Source organism: Thioalkalivibrio sp. ARh3 (assembly GCF_000377265.1).
Taxonomy (GTDB): domain Bacteria; phylum Pseudomonadota; class Gammaproteobacteria; order Ectothiorhodospirales; family Ectothiorhodospiraceae; genus Thioalkalivibrio; species Thioalkalivibrio thiocyanoxidans.
Genome location: NZ_KB897947.1, coordinates 309,996 through 327,063 on the forward strand (window position 1 = coordinate 309,996; position 17,068 = coordinate 327,063).

Below are 17,068 nucleotides of genomic sequence, written 5' to 3' on the forward strand. Positions count from 1 at the left end.
CCGAAAAGCAGGGCGCGGAAAACATCCGCGCGCAGGCGGTTGAGCGCGCCCCCGGGTTGGAGGAAGCTTGGGGCTGAAACGGACTGCACTGACGCACCGAACCCAAGGAGTCGAGATGCACGAGTTTTCGTTGATGGCCGACCTGATGCGCAAGATCGAACAGGTGGCCGCGGACAACAACGCCGAGCGGGTGACCCGGGTGCGGGTATGGCTGGGTGCTTTGTCGCATATCACGCCGGAGCATTTCCGCGAGCACTTCGAGGACGGCACCCGCGGCACGCTGGCCGAAGGCGCCGAGCTGGAGGTGGAGACCTCCGACGACGAGACCCACCCCGAGGCCCAACAGATCCTGCTGCGGAGCCTGGACGTGGCGTGAATACGGCCGCGACACGCACCCCGGCGCGGGAGCGCTGGCGCCTGCTCGTTGCCGGCCGGGTGCAGGGCGTGGGCTTCCGGCCATTCGTCGCGGCGCTGGCGCAGCGCCTGGCCCTGGCCGGCACGGTCGGCAACACACCCGAGGGCGTGGTGATCGAGGCCGAAGGGGACGCGGCCCGCCTGGATACGTTTCGTACGGGACTCGTGCAAGAGGCGCCGGTGGCCGCGCGTATCGATGACATTTCCGTCACCTCCGGGGCCCCCACCGGCGAGAGCGGCTTCCGAATCACTGCGGGGCCGAACCGGGGTGGTGCCCCGGCCCTGGCCCCGGACCGTGCACCCTGTCCCGACTGCCTGGCCGAGATCCGCGATCCGGCGGCGCGGCGTTACCACTATCCGTTTACCGCCTGCACGGCCTGCGGGCCGCGCTGGAGCATTGTCACGGCGCTGCCCTGGGCGCGCGCCCACACCACCCTTCACGACTTCCCGCTGTGCCCGGCCTGTCGGGCGGAGTTCGAGAACCCCGGGGATCGGCGTTTCCATGCGGAGGCCATGGCCTGCCCGGACTGCGGACCCCGGCTGGTACTGCGTGCGCCGGACGGCGCCGAACAGGCCACCGATGATGCGGCACTGGAAGCCGCCGTGGCGACCCTGCGCGCGGGGCACATCCTGGCCCTGAAGGGCCCGGGCGGATTCCAGCTGCTGACGGACGCCACCCGCGAGTCCGCGGTTGCCCGCCTGCGCGCACGCAAGCAGCGCCCGGAAAAGCCGCTGGCGGTGCTGCTGCCGGACGGCGACTGGCTGGATTGTCTGGCCCATGTATCCGATGCGGAACGGGGACTGCTGGATGCCCCGGAGGCCCCGATCGTGCTCCTGGGTCGCAAGATTGATGCGCCGCTGGCCGGGAACATCGCCCCGGGGCTGAACCGCCTCGGGCTGATGCGGTCGGCCACGCCCCTGCACCAGCTGCTGCTGGACGCGCTCGGCGTCCCGCTGGTCTGCACCTCCGGCAACCGCAGTGGCGAGCCGCTTTGTATCTCCGGCGAGGAGGCCGTGGCCCGCCTGGGCGGGATCGCGGATGCCATCCTCGACCACGACCGTCCGATTGCGCGGCCGCTGGACGACAGCGTGTTCCAGATCGCGGCCGGACAGCCGCAGTGTCTGCGCCTGGGACGGGGAACCATGCCCCTTCGTATCCCGATGGGGCAGCCCGGCCCGCTCACGCTGGCGCTGGGCGGCCATCTGAAGGCGGCACCGGCGCTGGCCCTGAACCGCGAGGTCGTGGTCGGCGCCCATGTCGGCGACCTCGACAGCGATGCGGCCCTGCGCCGCCTCGACGCCGAGGCCCGTGCGCTGGCCGGGCTCTGCGGCGCGCAGATCGAACGCATCGCCTGCGACCGGCACCCGGACTATGCCTCCACGGCACTGGCCGAGGGCCCGGGCATGCCGGTCTTCCCCGTGCAGCACCACCACGCCCATGCCGTGGCCTGTCTGGCCGAGCACGGGGTACAGGACCCGGCCCTGGCGCTGGTCTGGGATGGCGCGGGGCTGGGTACGGACGGGACACTGTGGGGGGGCGAGTGCCTGACCGTGGACGCCGATGGTGGCTGGCAGCGTCTGGGTCACCTGCGCCCGTTCCGCCTGCCGGGGGGCGAGGCCGCGATCCGCGAGCCGCGCCGCGCGCTGCTGGGGCTGCTGCATGCGCACTTCGCGGGCGATACGGCGGCCCTGGCGGCCAGCCCGGCCCGGGCGCTGTTTGGCGATGCCGAGTGGCCACCGCTGCTCCGCGCCCTGGATCGCGGGGTCAATGCGCCCTGGACCAGCAGCGTCGGGCGGCTGTTCGATGCGGTGGCGGCCCTGACCGGACTGCGCACCGGCGCCGGCGCCGGCTTCGAGGGGCAGGCCGCGATGCTTGTGCAGCAGGCGGCAGAGGCCGCACCGGGGACGGTGGATGGCCCGGATCTCGTGCCGGACTCCGCCATGCCCTGGCAGGCGGACTGGGGCCCGCTGATCGCCGCCCTGCTGGCCGCGCAGGGGGCCGGTGCCGCCCCCGGGGTGATCGCCGCGCAGCTGCATGTCGCACTGGCGCGGTTCGCGGTGGCCGCTGCCCAGGCGGGCGAACGCGAGACCGTGGCATTGACCGGCGGATGCTTCCAGAATCGGCATCTGCTGCAATGCTGCGTGGCGGGCCTGCGCGACGCCGGCTTTCAACCGCTGTGGCCACGGGCCGTGCCGCCCAACGATGGCGGACTGGCCCTGGGCCAGGCGGTGATCGCGCGCCGCGCCGCGCACCCGGCCCGACCGGAAGGAGGATACTGACCCATGTGCCTTGCGATCCCCGGCCTTATCGACTCGGTGGAGGGCGACGACCCACTGTTCCGCCAGGCGCAGGTCCGATTCGGCGGGGTTGCGCGCACGGTGTCGCTCGCCTGCACCCCGGAGGCCGGGCCCGGCGACTACGTGCTGGTACATGCCGGCATCGCGATCGCCACCATCGACGAGGCCGCGGCCGAACGCACCCTGGCCGCGCTGCGCGCGATCCCCGAGCACGCGCCGCCCGCCCCGGAGGGTCCGTGAGGCACCTGGACGAATACCGCGACCCGGCGCTGATCCTGCAGCAGGTCGAGGCCATCCGTGCGGCCTGCACCCGGCGCTGGACGCTGATGGAGGTCTGCGGCGGCCAGACCCACGCGATCCTGCGCCACGGGCTGGACGACCTGCTGGCGGACGCGGTCGAGCTGCTCCACGGCCCCGGCTGCCCGGTCTGCGTGACCCCGACCGAGACCCTGGACCAGGCCGTGCTGCTGACCCGCCGCCCGGAGGTGATGCTGTGCACCTTCGGCGACATGCTGCGCGTACCCGGCGCGCTGGGCGACCTGAATGGCGCGCGCGCGGCCGGCGGGGATGTGCGCGTGATCTACTCGCCGCTGGATGCGGTCGCACTGGCGCGCGAACACCCGCAGCGCGAGGTGGTGCTGCTGGCGGTGGGCTTCGAAACCACCGCCCCGGCCGCCGCGATCGCGGTGCTGCAGGCCGAGGCCCTGAGGCTGTCCAACCTGTCGCTGCTGGTCTCGCACTCGCTGGTGCCGCCGGCGATGGAGGCCCTGCTGAAGGACCCGGACCACCGCATCCAGGGCTTTCTGGCCGCCGGTCATGTCTGCACCGTGGAGGGTGCCGCGGCCTACCAGGCGATCGCCGAACATTTTCGGGTGCCCATCGTGGTAACGGGCTTCGAGCCGGTGGACCTGCTGGCCGGAATCCGGGCCTGCGTGGAGCAGCTGGAACGCGGCGAGGCCCGGGTCGAGAACCGCTACGACCGGGCCGCCCGCGAGGACGGCAACGCGGCCGCGCGCGAGGCGGTCACCCGCGTGTTCGAGCCGGTGGAACGCGAGTGGCGCGGCATGGGCCGCCTGCCCGCCAGCGGGCTGGGCCTGCGCCCGGCCTACGCCCGCTTCGATGCCGTCGAGCGCTTCGGGGTCGCGCCGCCCGCAACCGGCGAGGACGGGCCCTGCATCGCCGGCGAGGTCCTGCGCGGACTGCGCCGCCCGACTGACTGCCCGGCCTTCGGCCGCGAGTGCACCCCGGACACCCCGCTGGGCGCGCCGATGGTGTCCTCCGAGGGGGCCTGTGCCGCCTACCTGCACTACCGGGACGGGGCATGACCACCGAGGTAGTCCGCCTGGCGCATGGCGGCGGGGGCCGACTGCAGGCGAAGCTGCTGGACGAGTTGATCCTTCCGGCACTGGGCACCCCGGCCCGCGGCGCCCCCGATGCGGCCGTGCTCGACGCAACGGACGGACGCCTGGCCATGACCACCGACAGCTTCGTGGTGCGCCCGCTGTTCTTTCCCGGCGGCGATATCGGCCGCCTCGCGGTGCACGGCACGGTCAACGACCTGGCGATGGCCGGGGCGCGGCCGCTGTGGCTGACACTGGGACTGATCCTCGAGGAGGGGCTGCCCCTGGAGGACCTGCGGCGCATCCTCGCCTCCGTAAGGGCGGCCGCCGAAGAATGTGGTGTGCAGGTGGTGGCCGGCGATACCAAGGTGGTCGAGGCCGGGCGCGGCGACGGGGCCTACCTCAACACCAGCGGGGTGGGCATCGTGCCGGAGGGGGTGCGGATCGCGCCGGATGCGATCCAGCCCGGCGACGTGCTGCTGGCCAGCGGCGATCTGGGCCGCCACGGCGTCGCCATCCTGGCCGCGCGCGAGGGCCTGGGACTGGACCCGCCGATCCCCAGCGACAGCGCCCCGGTCTCCGGGGCCGTAGCCGCGCTGCTGGCGGCCGACGTGCCCGTGCATGCCCTGCGCGACCCCACCCGCGGCGGCGCAGTGGCCGCGCTGCAGGAACTGGCGGACGCCTCGGGCTGCCGCCTGGTGCTGGACGATGCGGCCATCCCGGTGCGCGCGGACGTGCGCGGGGCCTGCGAGATCCTCGGGCTGGACCCGCTGCACAGCGCCGCGGAGGGCCGCTTCCTGGCCGCCGTGCCGGAACCGGCGACCGAACACGCCCTGAGCGTGCTGCGGTCACGACCGGAGACGGCCGGCGCCCTCGCCATCGGCCAAGCCGAGGCGGGCGAACCCGCAGTCATACGACGTCTCGCGACCGACGTTGAACGCCGCGTGATCCTGCCGGCCGGCGAGCAGTTGCCCCGCATCTGCTAAGGAACCACGGAAACCGCCCGATGAACTGCTCACGGCGATACGGGATGACGGGCATGGCGGCGGCGCCCGCTGGGCGTTATGGTGAAACTTACGGTTCAGTCAGGAGGAACCCACGATGTCGATGCGCCCGTTGATTCCCGCAGTCCTCGCGCTCGCCAGCGGCCCCGCCCTCGCCCACCCGGGGCACGGCCATGGCGACGGCTTCTCTCTGCTGCACTACCTGAGCGCCCCGGAACATGTGGCAGGGCTGGTATTGCTCGCCGTCGTCGGCGGGGGGATTGCCGGCTGGTGGCTGCGCCGCCGACGCCGTGACGACCGCCAGGACTGATCCAGACGCCCCGCGCGTTCACGCGCCGGCTTCGACCGGCCACCAGTAGCGCTGCTCGAAGTCCCGGTCCCGGTCGCGTACCGGCACCGACTGGAAGCCGACCCGGGCGAAAAAGCCGGCCGCCGAGGTCTGCGCCTTGACCAGCACCCCGTCAGCACCCGCGGCGCGGGCGGCCTCCTGGCAGGCCGCCACCAGTTGCCGCCCGACACCCGTACCACGGGCAGTGCGGGCCACGTACAGGCCGTGCAGCAGCAGGCCCGTGACCTCTCCATCGGACAGCTCCCGCGCCTCGGCGGACTCCCAGGTCGCCACACCGACCACCTGTCCGGCCCCCTCATACACGACGGCGCTCAGGAACATCAGATCGGCCTCGGTGTAGCGATAGGCCGGCAGAGCCAGTCGGCGTACCCGGTCCGGTAGCGGCCAGTCCTCGATCGCCTCGGCAACCAGCTGATTGATCGCCTCCAGGTCCTCGCGACAGGCGGGGCGCAGGTCCGAACGCTGGACAGAGCTGACGGTCATGGAAATCTCCTGGCTCGGCACGGTTCCTGCTGGGACCACGGGAAGGGGCCGTAGTGCCAGCCGGACCCGCTTCACGACACCGACATGTCCGATCGGGGATAATCACGCCGCACCGAAAAGAGACGACAGCGCACCATGACGGAACTGAAAAAAGCCATCGAGCACCAGCGCGAGTACCTTGAGGCCCGGCTGCAGGAGCCGCTGGCCGAAATCTCAGCCCGCCTGAGCACGGCCTGGCCACAACGCGAGGCGCTGGACTCGATCCTGGAGGAGGCGATCCGGCAGATCCCCGAGGCCACCTTCGTGTATGCACTGAATACCGAGGGCATCCAGCTGTCCGACAACATCTCGCGCAGTGGCGTGCTGCCGGAACACTTCGGCCGCGACCGGTCGCAACGCCCGTACATGAAGGAGGCGGTGCCGGCCGAGGGTTTCCTGCTGTCGGAGGCCTACATCAGCCTGCTCGGTCGGCGCCCGTCGCTGACCGCTTTGCAGTTGGTGCGCGACGAAAACGGCACGGCACTCGGATTCCTCGGCGCGGACTTCGACCTGCGCAACCTGCCGGACCTGTCGGAGGACCTCTACGAGGAACCCAGCGAGTGGCGCCAGATCAAGGGTGACCCGTCCATCCGCGGCACGCTGTTCCTGCAAAGCCGTACCGAGAGCCTGATGGACCAGAACATGGACACCGCGCTGGCCATCATCGAGGAACTGTTCACCGAGCGCGGCGTGTTCCAGGGGGTGTTCCACTTTTCCAGTTCGCGGGCGACGCTCTGGACCACCGAGGACCCCTACCGCTACCGCATCCTGACGCACGAATCGCTGGCCGATCCGGATGTCTGCCTCGCCTTCCCTCACGAGCCATATCCGGAAGAGGCCCTTATCCCGAAGGAGGCCGTTGGCCGCGTACTGCAGGGGCTGAAGGCGCTGCGTTTCGCCGACGAGACCATCTACCTTCGCTCGGCCTCCGTGAACCTGTTCAACGGGATGGTCAGCCTGACCTTTTCCTGCGACGGCTCCCACTACATGACCTGGGACGACTTCCTCGGCCGCTCCATCGACTTCTGGATCGGGGCGACCGGGTAAAGAAACGCCGGGCGCACTGACAGCGACCCACCGCCTGGGCCATGATGGGCTTGGAACCCGGCGCGGAGACAGGGGATGGAGACCGCAACAGCCACGGAGATCGGCGGGCGGCGCGAGCAGCAGGACGCGGTCGGTGTATGGACCTGTCCGGATACCCGGTGCGCATTGATGGTCGTCGCGGACGGGATGGGCGGGCATGCGGGCGGCGCACAGGCCGCGCACACGGCCATCGCCACCGCCGAGCGCCTGTGGAACGAATGCGGCGGTCGCCCGGAGGGCCCGGCGGCGCTCCTGGAACGCCTCTTTCGCGAGACCCACGCCGCCCTGCACAAACCCGGCGCGGCACCCGGCGACCAGCCCGGGACCACGCTGGTCGCGCTGTATGCCGGGCCGCAGCGGGCCTGGTGGGCCCACTGCGGTGACAGCCGTCTGTATCATTTCGAAGGGGAGCGCCTGATCACCCGCACGCGGGACCACACCCGGGTGCAGGCGCTGGTGGATGCCGGCAAGATCCGCGAAGAAGACATGGCGACCCACCCGGAACAGAACCAGCTCCTGCAGGCCCTGGGGGTGGTCGACCCGATACGGGTGGACCATGGCGAGGCCCCGCTGACACCCGATAGCCGCTTCCTGTTGTGCTCCGATGGGTACTGGGAACAGCTGGGTCCGGAGGAAAGCGCTCGGTGGCTGAACCAGTCGGATCTTCAGGCGGCCTGCATGAGGGCCGCCGCCCGCGCGGCGCAACGGGGTGGCACGCATGGCGACAATGTGGCCATAGCGGCCTGGCGCGCGCAGGGCATCGCCTCGCCGGGCCACCGCCACCTGCACGCCGCTGTCCGCCCGATGCTGCTGGGGGCCCTGCTCCTGCTCGCCGTACTGGCAATCCTCTTCTGGCCTGTGGACTGAACATGGCACGTCGTGTTGTCGGGGCAGCGCTGCCCCTTGTCGCCCTGCTGACCGGCTGCGCAATGCTGGAAGTAGAAGACAAAGAGCCGGTCACCGAGGCACCCGAGGTGTCAGAAGAAGCCGCTGCAGAAGGCCCCGCGCCGGCGGAAGACCTGACCATCGCGGAGATCATCGAGGCCCTGCAGGAAGGGGACATCGAACGGGCGGACCCGGCCCTGGACCGGTTCCTGGAGGGCGAGCCCGGTCACCGGGTCGCGCGCAGCCTGCGCGCGCAGCTGGATGCGGAGCCGCGCGACGAGCTCGGTTCGGCCCACTTTTCTCACACGGTGGAGCCGGGCGAGACACTGGGCCAGCTGGCCCGGCGGTACCTGGGTGATGCCAATCGCTTCCTGATCCTTGCGCGTTACAACGATATCGAGCGCCCGTCGCGGCTGTTGGCCGGCCAGCGCCTGCGCATACCGGAGACCGCCGCGCGCGAGGCGTCCGCCGACGATGCGGAGGGACTCGACGAGCAACTGGCGGCCCTTGGCGGAGGGGATGACGAGGAGGCCTACCTGCGCGCGATCGAGGCCGACCTGGAGGCGGGGCGGTACGAGGACGCGCGCGACGGGGTCCGGCAGGCAGGTGCGCTGACCGACAACGGTCTTCACGCGCAGCGACTCGAAGAGCTGGAACGAGAAGCGACCAGTCGCTACTGGGGGCAGCGCGGGGACGAGGCCCGCGATGCGGGCGACACCGAGGCCGCAGTGGCGGCCTACGGGCGGGCGCTGGAGGCCGACCCCGAGCTGGACGACGCCCGGGAGGCACGGGGGGAGTTGCGCGACAAGCGCAAGGAGGAGCTGCATTCGGCGGCAATCCGCCGCTACCGCAACCAGGATCTGGAAGAGGCGATCGCCCTGTGGGACGAGGCGCTGGAGCTGGACCCCGAGTTCGAGGCCGCACGCGGATACCGCCTGCGGGCCCTGGAACTGCAGCGCCGACTGGAGCGGCTGGGACGTTCGGAAGAAGACGCCTCCTGAGCCGGTCAGACCCCGTATTCGGCGCGGTAGGCGCGTAGCGCCTCGAGGTGCTCGGGGGCGCGGCCGGTCTGCTCCAGCATCTGCACCAGATCCCCAAGCCGAGCGACGCGCACGACCTCCAGGCCCAGGTCGTCCTCGACCTCCTGAATCGCCGATCGCTCGCCGCGGCCGCGCTCTTCGCGATCCAGGGCAATGGCCACCGCCACCGGCGTGGCGCCCGCCGCGCGGATCAGCTCCACCGATTCACGGATGGCGGTGCCGGCGGTGATCACGTCGTCGACGATCAGCACACGCCCGGCCAGCGGCGCCCCCACGATGTTGCCGCCCTCGCCGTGGTCCTTGGCCTCCTTGCGGTTGAAGGCCCAGGGACGGTCCATGTCGTGATCGCGGTACAGCGCCTCGGTGACGGCCGCGGCCAGCGGGATGCCCTTGTACGCCGGACCAAAGACCAGGTCGAAGGCGACCCCGGAATCGACGATGGCCTGCGCGTAGAACTCGCCCAGGCGCACGAGATCGGAGCCCCGGTTGAACAGCCCGGCATTGAAGAAATACGGGCTGACCCGCCCCGACTTGAGGGTGAACTCGCCAAAGCGCAGCACGTCGCGTTCCAGGGCGTAGTCGAGAAAGGCATGAGCGGTCATCGCGAGGGCTCCGTCGGAAAACGCCGTATTCTGACACAGGCGCGGCTGGATTCATCATGCCGGCCCTTTTCTGCACGCGCGCGCGCCGGTATCGTTCCCGGCCATGCGCATACTCTCGATGAACGCCAACGGCATCCGTGCCGCCGCCCGCAAGGGCTTCTTCGACTGGCTCCCGACGACCGAGGCCGACGTGGTCTGCATCCAGGAGACCAAGGCCCAGATCCACCAGATTCAAGGCGAGCCCTTCCATCCCCCCGGCTACCACTGCGCCTATGTGGACGCGGTCAAGCCCGGCTACAGCGGGGTCGCCCTGTACAGCCGGCGCCAGCCGGACGAGGTGATCACGCGCATTGGCTTCGAGGAGGCGGACAACGAGGGCCGCTACGTGGAGATGCGCTTCGGAAACCTCTCCGTGGTGTCGCTCTACCTGCCCTCGGGCTCCTCGGGGGACCACCGGCAGGATTCCAAATGGCGGTTCCTGGACTTCTTCCGGCCGTGGCTGGCCGAACGCATGCAGGACGGGCGCGAGTGGGTGATCTGCGGTGACTGGAACATCGCCCACAGGGAGATCGACCTGCGCAACTGGAAATCCAACCAGAAGAACTCCGGGTTCCTGCCCGAGGAGCGCGCCTGGCTGGATCACCTGTTTGACGAGATCGGGATGGTGGACGTGTTCCGGCGACTGGACGACCGCCCCGAGCAGTACACCTGGTGGTCCAACCGGGGGCAGGCCTGGGCAAAGAACGTGGGCTGGCGCATCGACTACCAGATCGCCACTCCCGGTATTGCGGAGACCGCCCGGAATCCGTACATCCATACGGACGATCGCTACTCCGATCACGCCCCGTTCTGGATCGACTATGACTACACGCCCTGAACCCTCTCCGGGCCCCGCATGAGCACGGCCGCCGAGTCGCAGAACCGCCCGCACCGCGACTGGCGCGCGGCCCTGGCCGTCTACCGTCACCCGCGGGTGGTGGGCATGCTGTTTCTCGGCTTTGCCGCCGGGCTTCCACTACTGCTGACCGGCGGCACCTTCACCGCCTGGCTCCGCGATCTCGGCGTCGAACTCGCCTCCATTGGGTTCCTCTCCTGGGTGGGCATGGCCTACAGCATCAAGGTGCTGTGGGCCCCGATCGTGGACCGGATGCCACTCCCGCTGCTGACCCGGATCTTCGGGCGGCGGCGCGCGTGGATGCTGGCGGCGCAGGCGACCATCATGCTGGGACTGTTCGGGATTGCCTTCACCGATCCCACCGAACAGCTCTGGCTGGTCGCGGTCTGGGCGGTACTGACCGCCTTTGGCGCGGCGACCCAGGACATCGCGATCGACGCCTACCGTATCGAGGCGGTCAGCCAGGAACGCCAGGGTGCAATGGCCGCAGCCTATGTGTTCGGCTACCGGGTCGCGTTGCTGACCGCCGGGGCCGGGGCACTGCATATCGCGGCTGCCGGCAGCTGGAGCCTTTCCTATGCGGCGATGGCGACGCTGATGCTGGTCGGGGTCGTCTGCACCCTGATCGTGCGCGAGCCGGAAGTCGCCCCGCGTGACGCAAACACCGCGCAGCTGGAAGAGCGCGTAGTGCACTACATCAACAACACCGCCGACACCGGGCTCTGGCGCGCCTTCAAGGCCTGGTTTATCGGGGCCGTCATCTGCCCGTTCGTGGATTTCTGGCAACGCTTCGGACGGATCGCCCTGGTGGTAATCGCGTTCATCGCGATCTTCCGCATCAGCGACATCTTCATGGGGGTGATGGCCAACCCGTTCTATCTCGACCTGGGCTTCACCAAGGACGAGATCGCGAACATCGCCGCGGCCTTCGGCCTGGCAATGACCCTGACGGGGGCCGCCCTGGGCGGGCTGCTGGTGGTGCGTTTCGGCATCATGCGCATGCTGATCGCCACTGCCATCCTGGCCCCCGCGACCAACCTGACCTTCTCCTGGCTGGCGACGCTGGGGCCGGAAATCTACGGCCTGATATTCGCGATCATGGCGGACAACCTTGCCGGCGGGATGGCGATCTCGGTATTCATCGCCTATCTCTCCAGCCTGACCAACTCTGCCTACACTGCCACGCAGTACGCCCTGTTCAGCTCGATCATGACCCTTCCGGGTCAGTTCCTGGCCGGCTTTACCGGGGTGTTCGCCGAGCACCTGGGCTGGTTCTGGTTCTTCGTCAGCTCCGCCCTCATCGGCATCCCCACCATCCTGCTGGCCCTCGCGCTAATGCGCTGGGCCAACCCCGACCACATGGCCCAGCCGGGCCGTCCCCGGGAATTCCAGGAGCCGCACGAGGAGTCCGAACCCACGCGCTAGCGTCCGGGGATGGTCATCACGAAAGATCGTCGACAAACCCAGGGATCACGCGTGCGCAGGCCGGGAGCTCCCGTCATCCGGGGGGTAAAAAAACAAACGTCCGCCAGCGAAGAGCATCGCGGGCGGACGCATGCGCCGTACCCCTTCAGAAAGAGGCACGGCCATCAAAGGCACCCTGGGTTCAGGGACGCTTCGGCGTCTGGTACTCGGCCTCTTTCTGGAAGGACTCCCAGATCGTCTCGTAACCGACAAAGCCCTTCTCGTTGGGCGGCATCTGACGGGTCACGAGATAACGCGACTTGCCATCCGGGACCTGCGGATGTTTCTTCTCGGTATCCTGGCTCATGTTTCGTTCACCTCGCTTCGATGAAAAAGAGGGGGTGGAGAGCTCTCGCCTCGCTCCCCCGACTTACTGACGGGCCGGGCGAACCGGCCCCCTCATTCGATGGGCACCGCGCGTCCGCTGTCGATCTCCGGGCCCGACTCCACCTTGCCACCATGCGCGATCTCTTCATCGGAGGCGTCACGCACCAGCAATACATTCAGCTTGAAAATCACCTGTCGGCCGCAAAGGGGATTGTTACCGTCGATGGTAATGCTCTTCTCGTCCATCCGCGTGACCAGAAAGCTCTTGGTCTGGCCGCGGTCGTTTTCCATCAGGATCGCCGTACCGACCTTGCGGTATTCCTCCGGCACGTTCTCGATCGCCTCGGTAATCACCAGGGATTCGTCGCGCGGGCCATAGAGCGCGTTGCAGTCGATGGGGACCTCGATGGTCTCACCCTGCGCCTTGCCCTCCAGCTCGCCCATCACCTGGGGCGACAGGACCTCGTTGACGCCGTGCACGTACCCCAGCGGGAATTCGACCTCGGTCAGGACCTGGCCGGTTTTCTCGTCGATCACCTGATAGTTCAGTTCGACGTACTTGTTGTCCTTGATTACATCTGTCATTCAAAGTCCCGCAATCTCAGAAAATGGACGCACCGAAGATGCGTACCTCGCCTTCCTCGTAACCGAGGACCATCCGGCCGAGCCACTCCCCTTCCTTTATCGTGCTGCGCACGCGATACAGGACGGTCACGTGTTCGCCACGACGAATGATGCCGAGGTAATCCCAATCCTCGCTCAGGTTGCGGGTCAGCTCGCTCTGGGCGAACTGCTTGCCCACCTCAACCTCATTAAGGCCGAACAGCAGATGATAGGAGAACCGGCGGACGAACTTACCGTACTGGCCCTTATTCGAGTACTTGATCAGGTCGCTCCACATGGGGTGGGCGATCTCCAGGATCTCCTCGTCGGAGTGGTCGATGATGTTCATCGAGGTCTCCGGCAGTGTCTGTGCTTCAGCTGCACTGGTCATCTTGAAACCCTCAGGTGTGGCGGTTGAAAGAGCAGGCCAATGCGCGCACGCACCGGCCATCGCGACTTCCTTGCTTGTTGGCGGGGCCGCGACCGACCCCGCCACGTTAGCACCCTAGGCTTCCTCTTTCTCGGGTTCGGCCGGGGCCTCGTCCTTGTCGACCAGGTGATAGCACGGCGCCTTCTCCATGGTGTACTCGCCCGTGTTCGGGTCACGACGAGAAACGGTCAAATGATGCCAGTTCTTGTCGTCGAGCTTCATGTAGTCGCCGCGGTAGTAGTACCCCGGCCAGCGGGTTTCCTTCCGGAACAGCGTGTGGTGGAAGACGCTCTCGGCCGTGCGCACGCGGTGCTTCAACTCCCAGGCACGCAGCAGCTCGTGGATGTCCTCCGCCGCCAGCTTTTCCAGATCTTCTTCGAGGATATGCATCTTCTTCAGGCCGATGTTGAGCAGCTTCTCGTTGGTCATGTAGCTGACCGTCACACCACCGCAGTATTCGTCCATCAGCTTCTGCAGGCGGTCAAGACCCTGGCGCGGGTTGATGTAGTTCGGGTTGACCGAACCGGCAACAACTTCGTTGCTGTAGATCTTGTAGTGCTCGAGCGGCTTGTAGATCTCTTCCTTGCGCTTGTTGATCTGCGAATCGGAGACACGGATGCCGTCGGCCTTGCCATCGTCGATGTACTTGCAAGCGGCCTTCGCGGCCAGGCGACCCTCGGTGAACGAGCCGGAGGAGAACGCATGCGGCGTCCCGCCCACGGCGTCGCCCGCCCCGAAAAGGCCTTCGACACTGGTCATGCGGTTGTAGCCCCAGAAGTATTCGGGCGGGGAGACATCCTCCGGACCGGAGCACCAGGCACCACAGCCCGTGGCGTGCGAACCCATCACGTAGGGCTCCGAAGTGGTCAGCTCGGGGTTTTCGTTCTTGGGGTCCACATCGGTGGCCGCCCACAGCACGGCCTGACCGACGGTCATGCCGAGGAAGTTCTCCCAGCCCACCTCTTCGAGGTGCGGATCCTGGAAGGCCTCCATGGTGACCATATGGATCGGGCCGCGGCCGGCATTCACTTCGTTGAGGAATGCATGGTTGCGCAGGCAGGTCGGGATCGGCCGGTGGGTCCGGTGGGAGACTTCCGGATCCAGGTATTCCTTGCCGACCATCTCCTGCAGCTGCGGCCACCACTTGGACTCGTACTCTTCGCCGTTGCAGTTCTGCGTACGCGTCTTCAGGTGCAGGAAGTAGGCGCCGACGGGACCGTAACCATCCTTAAAGCGGGCCAGCACGATACGGTTTTCCATCTGGGTCATCTTGGCGCCGGCATTGATCAACAGGCCGTAGGCCGAGCCGGAAGACCAGGGCGCGTACCAGACGCGACCGGCACCTTCACCAACCGACCGCGGCTTGAAGATCATCGAGGCGCCACCCGCGGCGACGATTACCGTCTTCGACTTGAAAACGTGGTAGTTGCCGGTGCGCACATTGAAGCCCACGGCACCGGCCACCCGGTTTTCCTTGGACTCGTCCATCAGCAGATGGGTGACACAGATGCGGTTGTAGATCGTGTCGGCGGACTTCTTGGCGGCCTCGGCCACGATCGGCTTGTAGGACTCGCCGTGGATCATGATCTGCCAGCGACCCTCACGCTGGTAGGCGCCCGTCTTCGGGTCGCGCATCAGCGGCAGGCCCCACTCCTCGAACTGGTGCACGGTGGAGTCCACGTGGCGCGCCATGTCGAACAGCAGGTCCTCGCGCACCATGCCCATCAGGTCGATACGGGCGTAGCGCACGTGGTCCTCGGGGTTGTTCTCGCCCCAGCGTGTGCCCATGTAGCAGTTGATCGCGTACAGGCCCTGGGCGACCGCACCGGAGCGGTCGATGTTGGCCTTTTCGGCAATCACCACCTTCTTGTCCTGCCCCCAGAACCGGGCTTCCCAGGCGGCGCCCGTGCCGCCCAGGCCGGCGCCACAAACCAAGATGTCGATGTTGTCTTCGACGATTGTCTTGTAGGCCATCAGTAGTACACCCCTTCTTTCAGTTTGAGGCCGGCGGCCTCAAGCGTGTGCAGATCCCCCTCATCCATGCGGATGTACTTGGGCTCGTTGAACAGCAGCTGGCTGTCCCGCATCGACTTGTCCGGCCCAGGCACGTCGGCCAGTTGCGGGATGTGCTTGCCCCAGGGCTTGGTGGTAATCGGCGACAGGAAATTCTTTTCCCGGCCATCGCGGAACTTGATCCTCCAGGCGATGGTGCCGCGCTCTTCGTCGCGGTCGACACGCACGCTGTGGCCCAGTGGCGCAAAGTCCGCGTAGCCACGTACGTCAATGGCGTGGTGCGGGCAGGCCTTCACGCAGGAATAGCATTCCCAGCACATGTTGGGTTCGATGTTGTAGGCGCGACGGGTGGTTTCGTCGATATGCATGATGTCTGACGGGCAGATGTCCACGCAGTACCCACAGCCATCGCAACGGGTCATGTATACGAAAGTTGGCATGGTAATCCTCGATCGATGCTGATGTTCGGGTAAATGGCTTTAGTAGTGGTTGGGCTCTTCACGCTGGATACCCTTCCCCATGTCCATCGGCGCGTCGCGCAGCAGCTCCATCGAGTGGCGCTGTTGCTGCTCGGGGTCGTCGCGCGTGAGGGTCGGGAGGTTCTCGGCGGAACCATCAGCCCGGGTAAGGCGCTTCTGATAAGCCGCAGCGGGCTTGAAGAACATGTGCGCGAACTTGGACCAGTAGACCGTCGCAAACAGGGTCGTGGTGGCCGCGAGGAACAGCGCGAAGAACAGCCAGCCGAGGGCGGTGCCCTGGGTCAGCGACCACAGGATGGCGAACGTCGACATTCCCAGCAGCGACACGATGAACAAGTCGGCACGGACCAGCTGATACCAGCGGCGACCTTCGCAATTCACATCGACGCGAATGAAGAACCAGAACCAGTACCCACCAAAGGCGAGTGACAGGGCGCCCAGGTGCCACAGCAGCCCCCACACACCGGCGGCCGGCTCGGTCGGGTAGCTAAAGATGAGCACGGCGGAGGAGACGACGAAAACGATAAAGCCCCACATGGTGAAGAGGTGGGAGGCGCGGCGCTTCGGATTCTTGAATTCACCGGAGGTGATGACCTCTTTCCCAATGGTCTGCATCGCCAGCGAGAATTTCTCGCCACCGCTCACGGTGCGGGTCGCATTCTTTTCCGCTTTCTTGGCGTTCTCGAAGAAATACGTGGCACTCCTCTTGTGCATCATGTCGAGGATCGTGCCAGCAGCCACCAGGATGACCATGAGCACGACATACCACTGCATTGCGGCTGGTGGAATAAACGCAGCCAGTTCGGCAAAGGGATTACTAGTGATCACGGCGTCAGGCCTCCTCAACATGTCCAATTGGCCCACCGAGTCTGTGATAAATCGATCTTGCGCTTCAAATCAAACTTGCTTGCCGCGACATAAGCCGAATGAATGGGTCGATATGCTAATTTAGGGAAACGCTAATCTATGGCGTCAACCCCCGCTTTATTCGGTACCGGAAATCCACCCTGAGCCGGCCTCGGTTTCGAAAGCTTTGGTACGCGGCCTTTTTGCGTCGCCAAGCCCATTGCGGCGGGCATCCCGATGACGAAATCCAGGCCTGGCCCAGAGCCCCGGTCCGAGCCACTTCGAGACCGCCCATGAAAGTTTCTTTGTGCCGACACAGGCTGAAAGGGGGTCAAGTAACCCGGCGCTTTATGGACTATCTTGTGCTACGTTCGGGTTCGACTCGCACTGCGACCGACCACGCGGCCGGCTGATCGCATGCGACCCGAGCACGACATCCGGCGGCCATGACCGCCCAACCCATGCAGTCCA

At 67.3% G+C, this 17,068-nt stretch carries 19 protein-coding genes; 11 read left to right on the plus strand and 8 right to left on the minus strand.

The genetic code is table 11. The annotated features are described in order from the left end of the window. Positions 1–115: 115 nt before the first annotated feature. The 6 genes from C995_RS0101455 (at position 116) to C995_RS0101480 (ending at position 5,366) form a co-directional block, all read left to right on the plus strand. Positions 116–376, plus strand: a complete 261-nt coding sequence (locus tag C995_RS0101455) for a hydrogenase maturation nickel metallochaperone HypA (RefSeq protein ID WP_018863238.1) — start codon at positions 116–118, stop codon at positions 374–376. Then, positions 373–2,694: a carbamoyltransferase HypF gene (gene hypF, locus C995_RS0101460; RefSeq protein WP_018863239.1), complete on the plus strand. Its 2,322-nt coding sequence runs from the start codon at positions 373–375 to the stop codon at positions 2,692–2,694. Before C995_RS0101455 ends, hypF begins: the two co-directional genes overlap by 4 nt. Positions 2,695–2,697: 3 nt before the next feature. Next, positions 2,698–2,952: a HypC/HybG/HupF family hydrogenase formation chaperone gene (locus C995_RS0101465; protein ID WP_018863240.1), complete on the plus strand. Its 255-nt coding sequence runs from the start codon at positions 2,698–2,700 to the stop codon at positions 2,950–2,952. Further along, positions 2,949–4,037 carry a hydrogenase formation protein HypD gene (gene hypD / locus C995_RS0101470; RefSeq protein WP_018863241.1) on the plus strand — a complete coding sequence of 363 codons (1,089 nt, stop codon included), beginning with the start codon at positions 2,949–2,951 and terminating at the stop codon, positions 4,035–4,037. Before C995_RS0101465 ends, hypD begins: the two co-directional genes overlap by 4 nt. Next, complete coding sequence (hypE, locus tag C995_RS0101475) at positions 4,034–5,038, plus strand: hydrogenase expression/formation protein HypE (protein WP_018863242.1); 1,005 nt, start codon at positions 4,034–4,036, stop codon at positions 5,036–5,038. Before hypD ends, hypE begins: the two co-directional genes overlap by 4 nt. A 115-nt stretch (positions 5,039–5,153) precedes the next feature. Beyond that, positions 5,154–5,366, plus strand: coding sequence for a hypothetical protein (locus C995_RS0101480; protein WP_018863243.1), 213 nt, complete (start codon positions 5,154–5,156; stop codon positions 5,364–5,366). 18 nt (positions 5,367–5,384) lie between these two features. Here the strand turns inward: C995_RS0101480 and C995_RS0101485 are convergent, their stop codons facing one another. After that, positions 5,385–5,888: a GNAT family N-acetyltransferase gene (locus C995_RS0101485; protein WP_018863244.1), complete on the minus strand. Its 504-nt coding sequence runs from the start codon at positions 5,886–5,888 to the stop codon at positions 5,385–5,387. 135 nt (positions 5,889–6,023) lie between these two features. On the opposite strand from C995_RS0101485, the gene C995_RS0101490 reads away from it, so the two are divergent. The 3 genes from C995_RS0101490 (at position 6,024) to C995_RS0101500 (ending at position 8,899) form a co-directional block, all read left to right on the plus strand. After that, positions 6,024–6,974: a PDC sensor domain-containing protein gene (locus C995_RS0101490; protein WP_018863245.1), complete on the plus strand. Its 951-nt coding sequence runs from the start codon at positions 6,024–6,026 to the stop codon at positions 6,972–6,974. 75 nt (positions 6,975–7,049) lie between these two features. Then, a complete protein-coding gene (locus C995_RS0101495; protein WP_018863246.1) occupies positions 7,050–7,880 on the plus strand; it encodes a PP2C family serine/threonine-protein phosphatase in 831 nt (276 codons plus the stop codon). A 2-nt stretch (positions 7,881–7,882) separates the two neighbouring features. After that, positions 7,883–8,899: a LysM domain-containing protein gene (locus tag C995_RS0101500; RefSeq protein ID WP_051075133.1), complete on the plus strand. Its 1,017-nt coding sequence runs from the start codon at positions 7,883–7,885 to the stop codon at positions 8,897–8,899. A 5-nt stretch (positions 8,900–8,904) separates the two neighbouring features. Here the strand turns inward: C995_RS0101500 and pyrE are convergent, their stop codons facing one another. Beyond that, positions 8,905–9,540, minus strand: a complete 636-nt coding sequence (gene pyrE, locus C995_RS0101505) for an orotate phosphoribosyltransferase (protein WP_018863248.1) — start codon at positions 9,538–9,540, stop codon at positions 8,905–8,907. A gap of 103 nt (positions 9,541–9,643) precedes the next feature. Here pyrE and C995_RS0101510 point away from each other — a divergent pair, with 103 nt between their 5' ends. Together C995_RS0101510 and C995_RS0101515 are read left to right on the plus strand one after the other, a co-directional pair. Continuing rightward, the gene (locus C995_RS0101510) at positions 9,644–10,417 is read left to right on the plus strand and encodes an exodeoxyribonuclease III (protein ID WP_255349338.1); all 774 of its coding nucleotides are present in this window, start codon (positions 9,644–9,646) and stop codon (positions 10,415–10,417) included. 18 nt (positions 10,418–10,435) lie between these two features. Next, entirely contained in the window at positions 10,436–11,860 is a 1,425-nt protein-coding gene (locus C995_RS0101515; RefSeq protein ID WP_018863250.1) for an AmpG family muropeptide MFS transporter, read from the plus strand. A gap of 181 nt (positions 11,861–12,041) precedes the next feature. On the opposite strand, the gene C995_RS14295 is transcribed toward C995_RS0101515, so the two are convergent. The 6 genes from C995_RS14295 to C995_RS0101545 all read right to left on the minus strand — a co-directional run bounded on the left by C995_RS14295 (position 12,042) and on the right by C995_RS0101545 (position 16,525). Beyond that, the gene (locus C995_RS14295; RefSeq protein ID WP_018139797.1) at positions 12,042–12,206 is read right to left on the minus strand and encodes a hypothetical protein; all 165 of its coding nucleotides are present in this window, start codon (positions 12,204–12,206) and stop codon (positions 12,042–12,044) included. Between the two features lie 92 nt (positions 12,207–12,298). Continuing rightward, on the minus strand, positions 12,299–12,811 hold the full coding sequence (locus C995_RS0101525) for a peptidylprolyl isomerase (RefSeq protein WP_018863251.1): 513 nt from the start codon (positions 12,809–12,811) through the stop codon (positions 12,299–12,301). 16 nt (positions 12,812–12,827) lie between these two features. After that, entirely contained in the window at positions 12,828–13,178 is a 351-nt protein-coding gene (locus tag C995_RS0101530; RefSeq protein WP_018863252.1) for a hypothetical protein, read from the minus strand. A gap of 156 nt (positions 13,179–13,334) precedes the next feature. Further along, complete coding sequence (gene aprA / locus C995_RS0101535; RefSeq protein WP_018863253.1) at positions 13,335–15,233, minus strand: adenylyl-sulfate reductase subunit alpha; 1,899 nt, start codon at positions 15,231–15,233, stop codon at positions 13,335–13,337. After that, positions 15,233–15,712 (minus strand): adenylyl-sulfate reductase subunit beta, encoded by a 480-nt coding sequence (aprB, locus tag C995_RS0101540; protein WP_038080533.1) that lies wholly within the window; start codon positions 15,710–15,712, stop codon positions 15,233–15,235. Before aprB ends, aprA begins: the two co-directional genes overlap by 1 nt. A 39-nt stretch (positions 15,713–15,751) precedes the next feature. Then, complete coding sequence (locus C995_RS0101545) at positions 15,752–16,525, minus strand: hypothetical protein (protein ID WP_018863255.1); 774 nt, start codon at positions 16,523–16,525, stop codon at positions 15,752–15,754. Positions 16,526–17,068 lie beyond the last annotated feature (543 nt).

Bases quoted from the DNA above. Each gene is read 5' to 3' on its own strand.
- C995_RS14295 (WP_018139797.1), bottom strand. From the start codon at position 12,206: ATGAGCCAGGATACCGAGAAGAAACATCCGCAGGTCCCGGATGGCAAG.
- pyrE (WP_018863248.1), bottom strand. From the start codon at position 9,540: ATGACCGCTCATGCCTTTCTCGACTACGCCCTGGAACGCGACGTGCTG.
- C995_RS0101510 (WP_255349338.1), top strand. From the start codon at position 9,644: ATGCGCATACTCTCGATGAACGCCAACGGCATCCGTGCCGCCGCCCGC.
- C995_RS0101485 (WP_018863244.1), bottom strand. From the start codon at position 5,888: ATGACCGTCAGCTCTGTCCAGCGTTCGGACCTGCGCCCCGCCTGTCGC.
- aprA (WP_018863253.1), bottom strand. From the start codon at position 15,233: ATGGCCTACAAGACAATCGTCGAAGACAACATCGACATCTTGGTTTGT.
- aprB (WP_038080533.1), bottom strand. From the start codon at position 15,712: ATGCCAACTTTCGTATACATGACCCGTTGCGATGGCTGTGGGTACTGC.
- C995_RS0101530 (WP_018863252.1), bottom strand. From the start codon at position 13,178: ATGAACATCATCGACCACTCCGACGAGGAGATCCTGGAGATCGCCCAC.
- C995_RS0101480 (WP_018863243.1), top strand. From the start codon at position 5,154: ATGTCGATGCGCCCGTTGATTCCCGCAGTCCTCGCGCTCGCCAGCGGC.
- C995_RS0101515 (WP_018863250.1), top strand. From the start codon at position 10,436: ATGAGCACGGCCGCCGAGTCGCAGAACCGCCCGCACCGCGACTGGCGC.
- C995_RS0101455 (WP_018863238.1), top strand. From the start codon at position 116: ATGCACGAGTTTTCGTTGATGGCCGACCTGATGCGCAAGATCGAACAG.
- C995_RS0101525 (WP_018863251.1), bottom strand. From the start codon at position 12,811: ATGACAGATGTAATCAAGGACAACAAGTACGTCGAACTGAACTATCAG.
- C995_RS0101500 (WP_051075133.1), top strand. From the start codon at position 7,883: ATGGCACGTCGTGTTGTCGGGGCAGCGCTGCCCCTTGTCGCCCTGCTG.
- C995_RS0101495 (WP_018863246.1), top strand. From the start codon at position 7,050: ATGGAGACCGCAACAGCCACGGAGATCGGCGGGCGGCGCGAGCAGCAG.
- C995_RS0101465 (WP_018863240.1), top strand. From the start codon at position 2,698: ATGTGCCTTGCGATCCCCGGCCTTATCGACTCGGTGGAGGGCGACGAC.
- C995_RS0101545 (WP_018863255.1), bottom strand. From the start codon at position 16,525: ATGCAGTGGTATGTCGTGCTCATGGTCATCCTGGTGGCTGCTGGCACG.
- hypE (WP_018863242.1), top strand. From the start codon at position 4,034: ATGACCACCGAGGTAGTCCGCCTGGCGCATGGCGGCGGGGGCCGACTG.
- C995_RS0101490 (WP_018863245.1), top strand. From the start codon at position 6,024: ATGACGGAACTGAAAAAAGCCATCGAGCACCAGCGCGAGTACCTTGAG.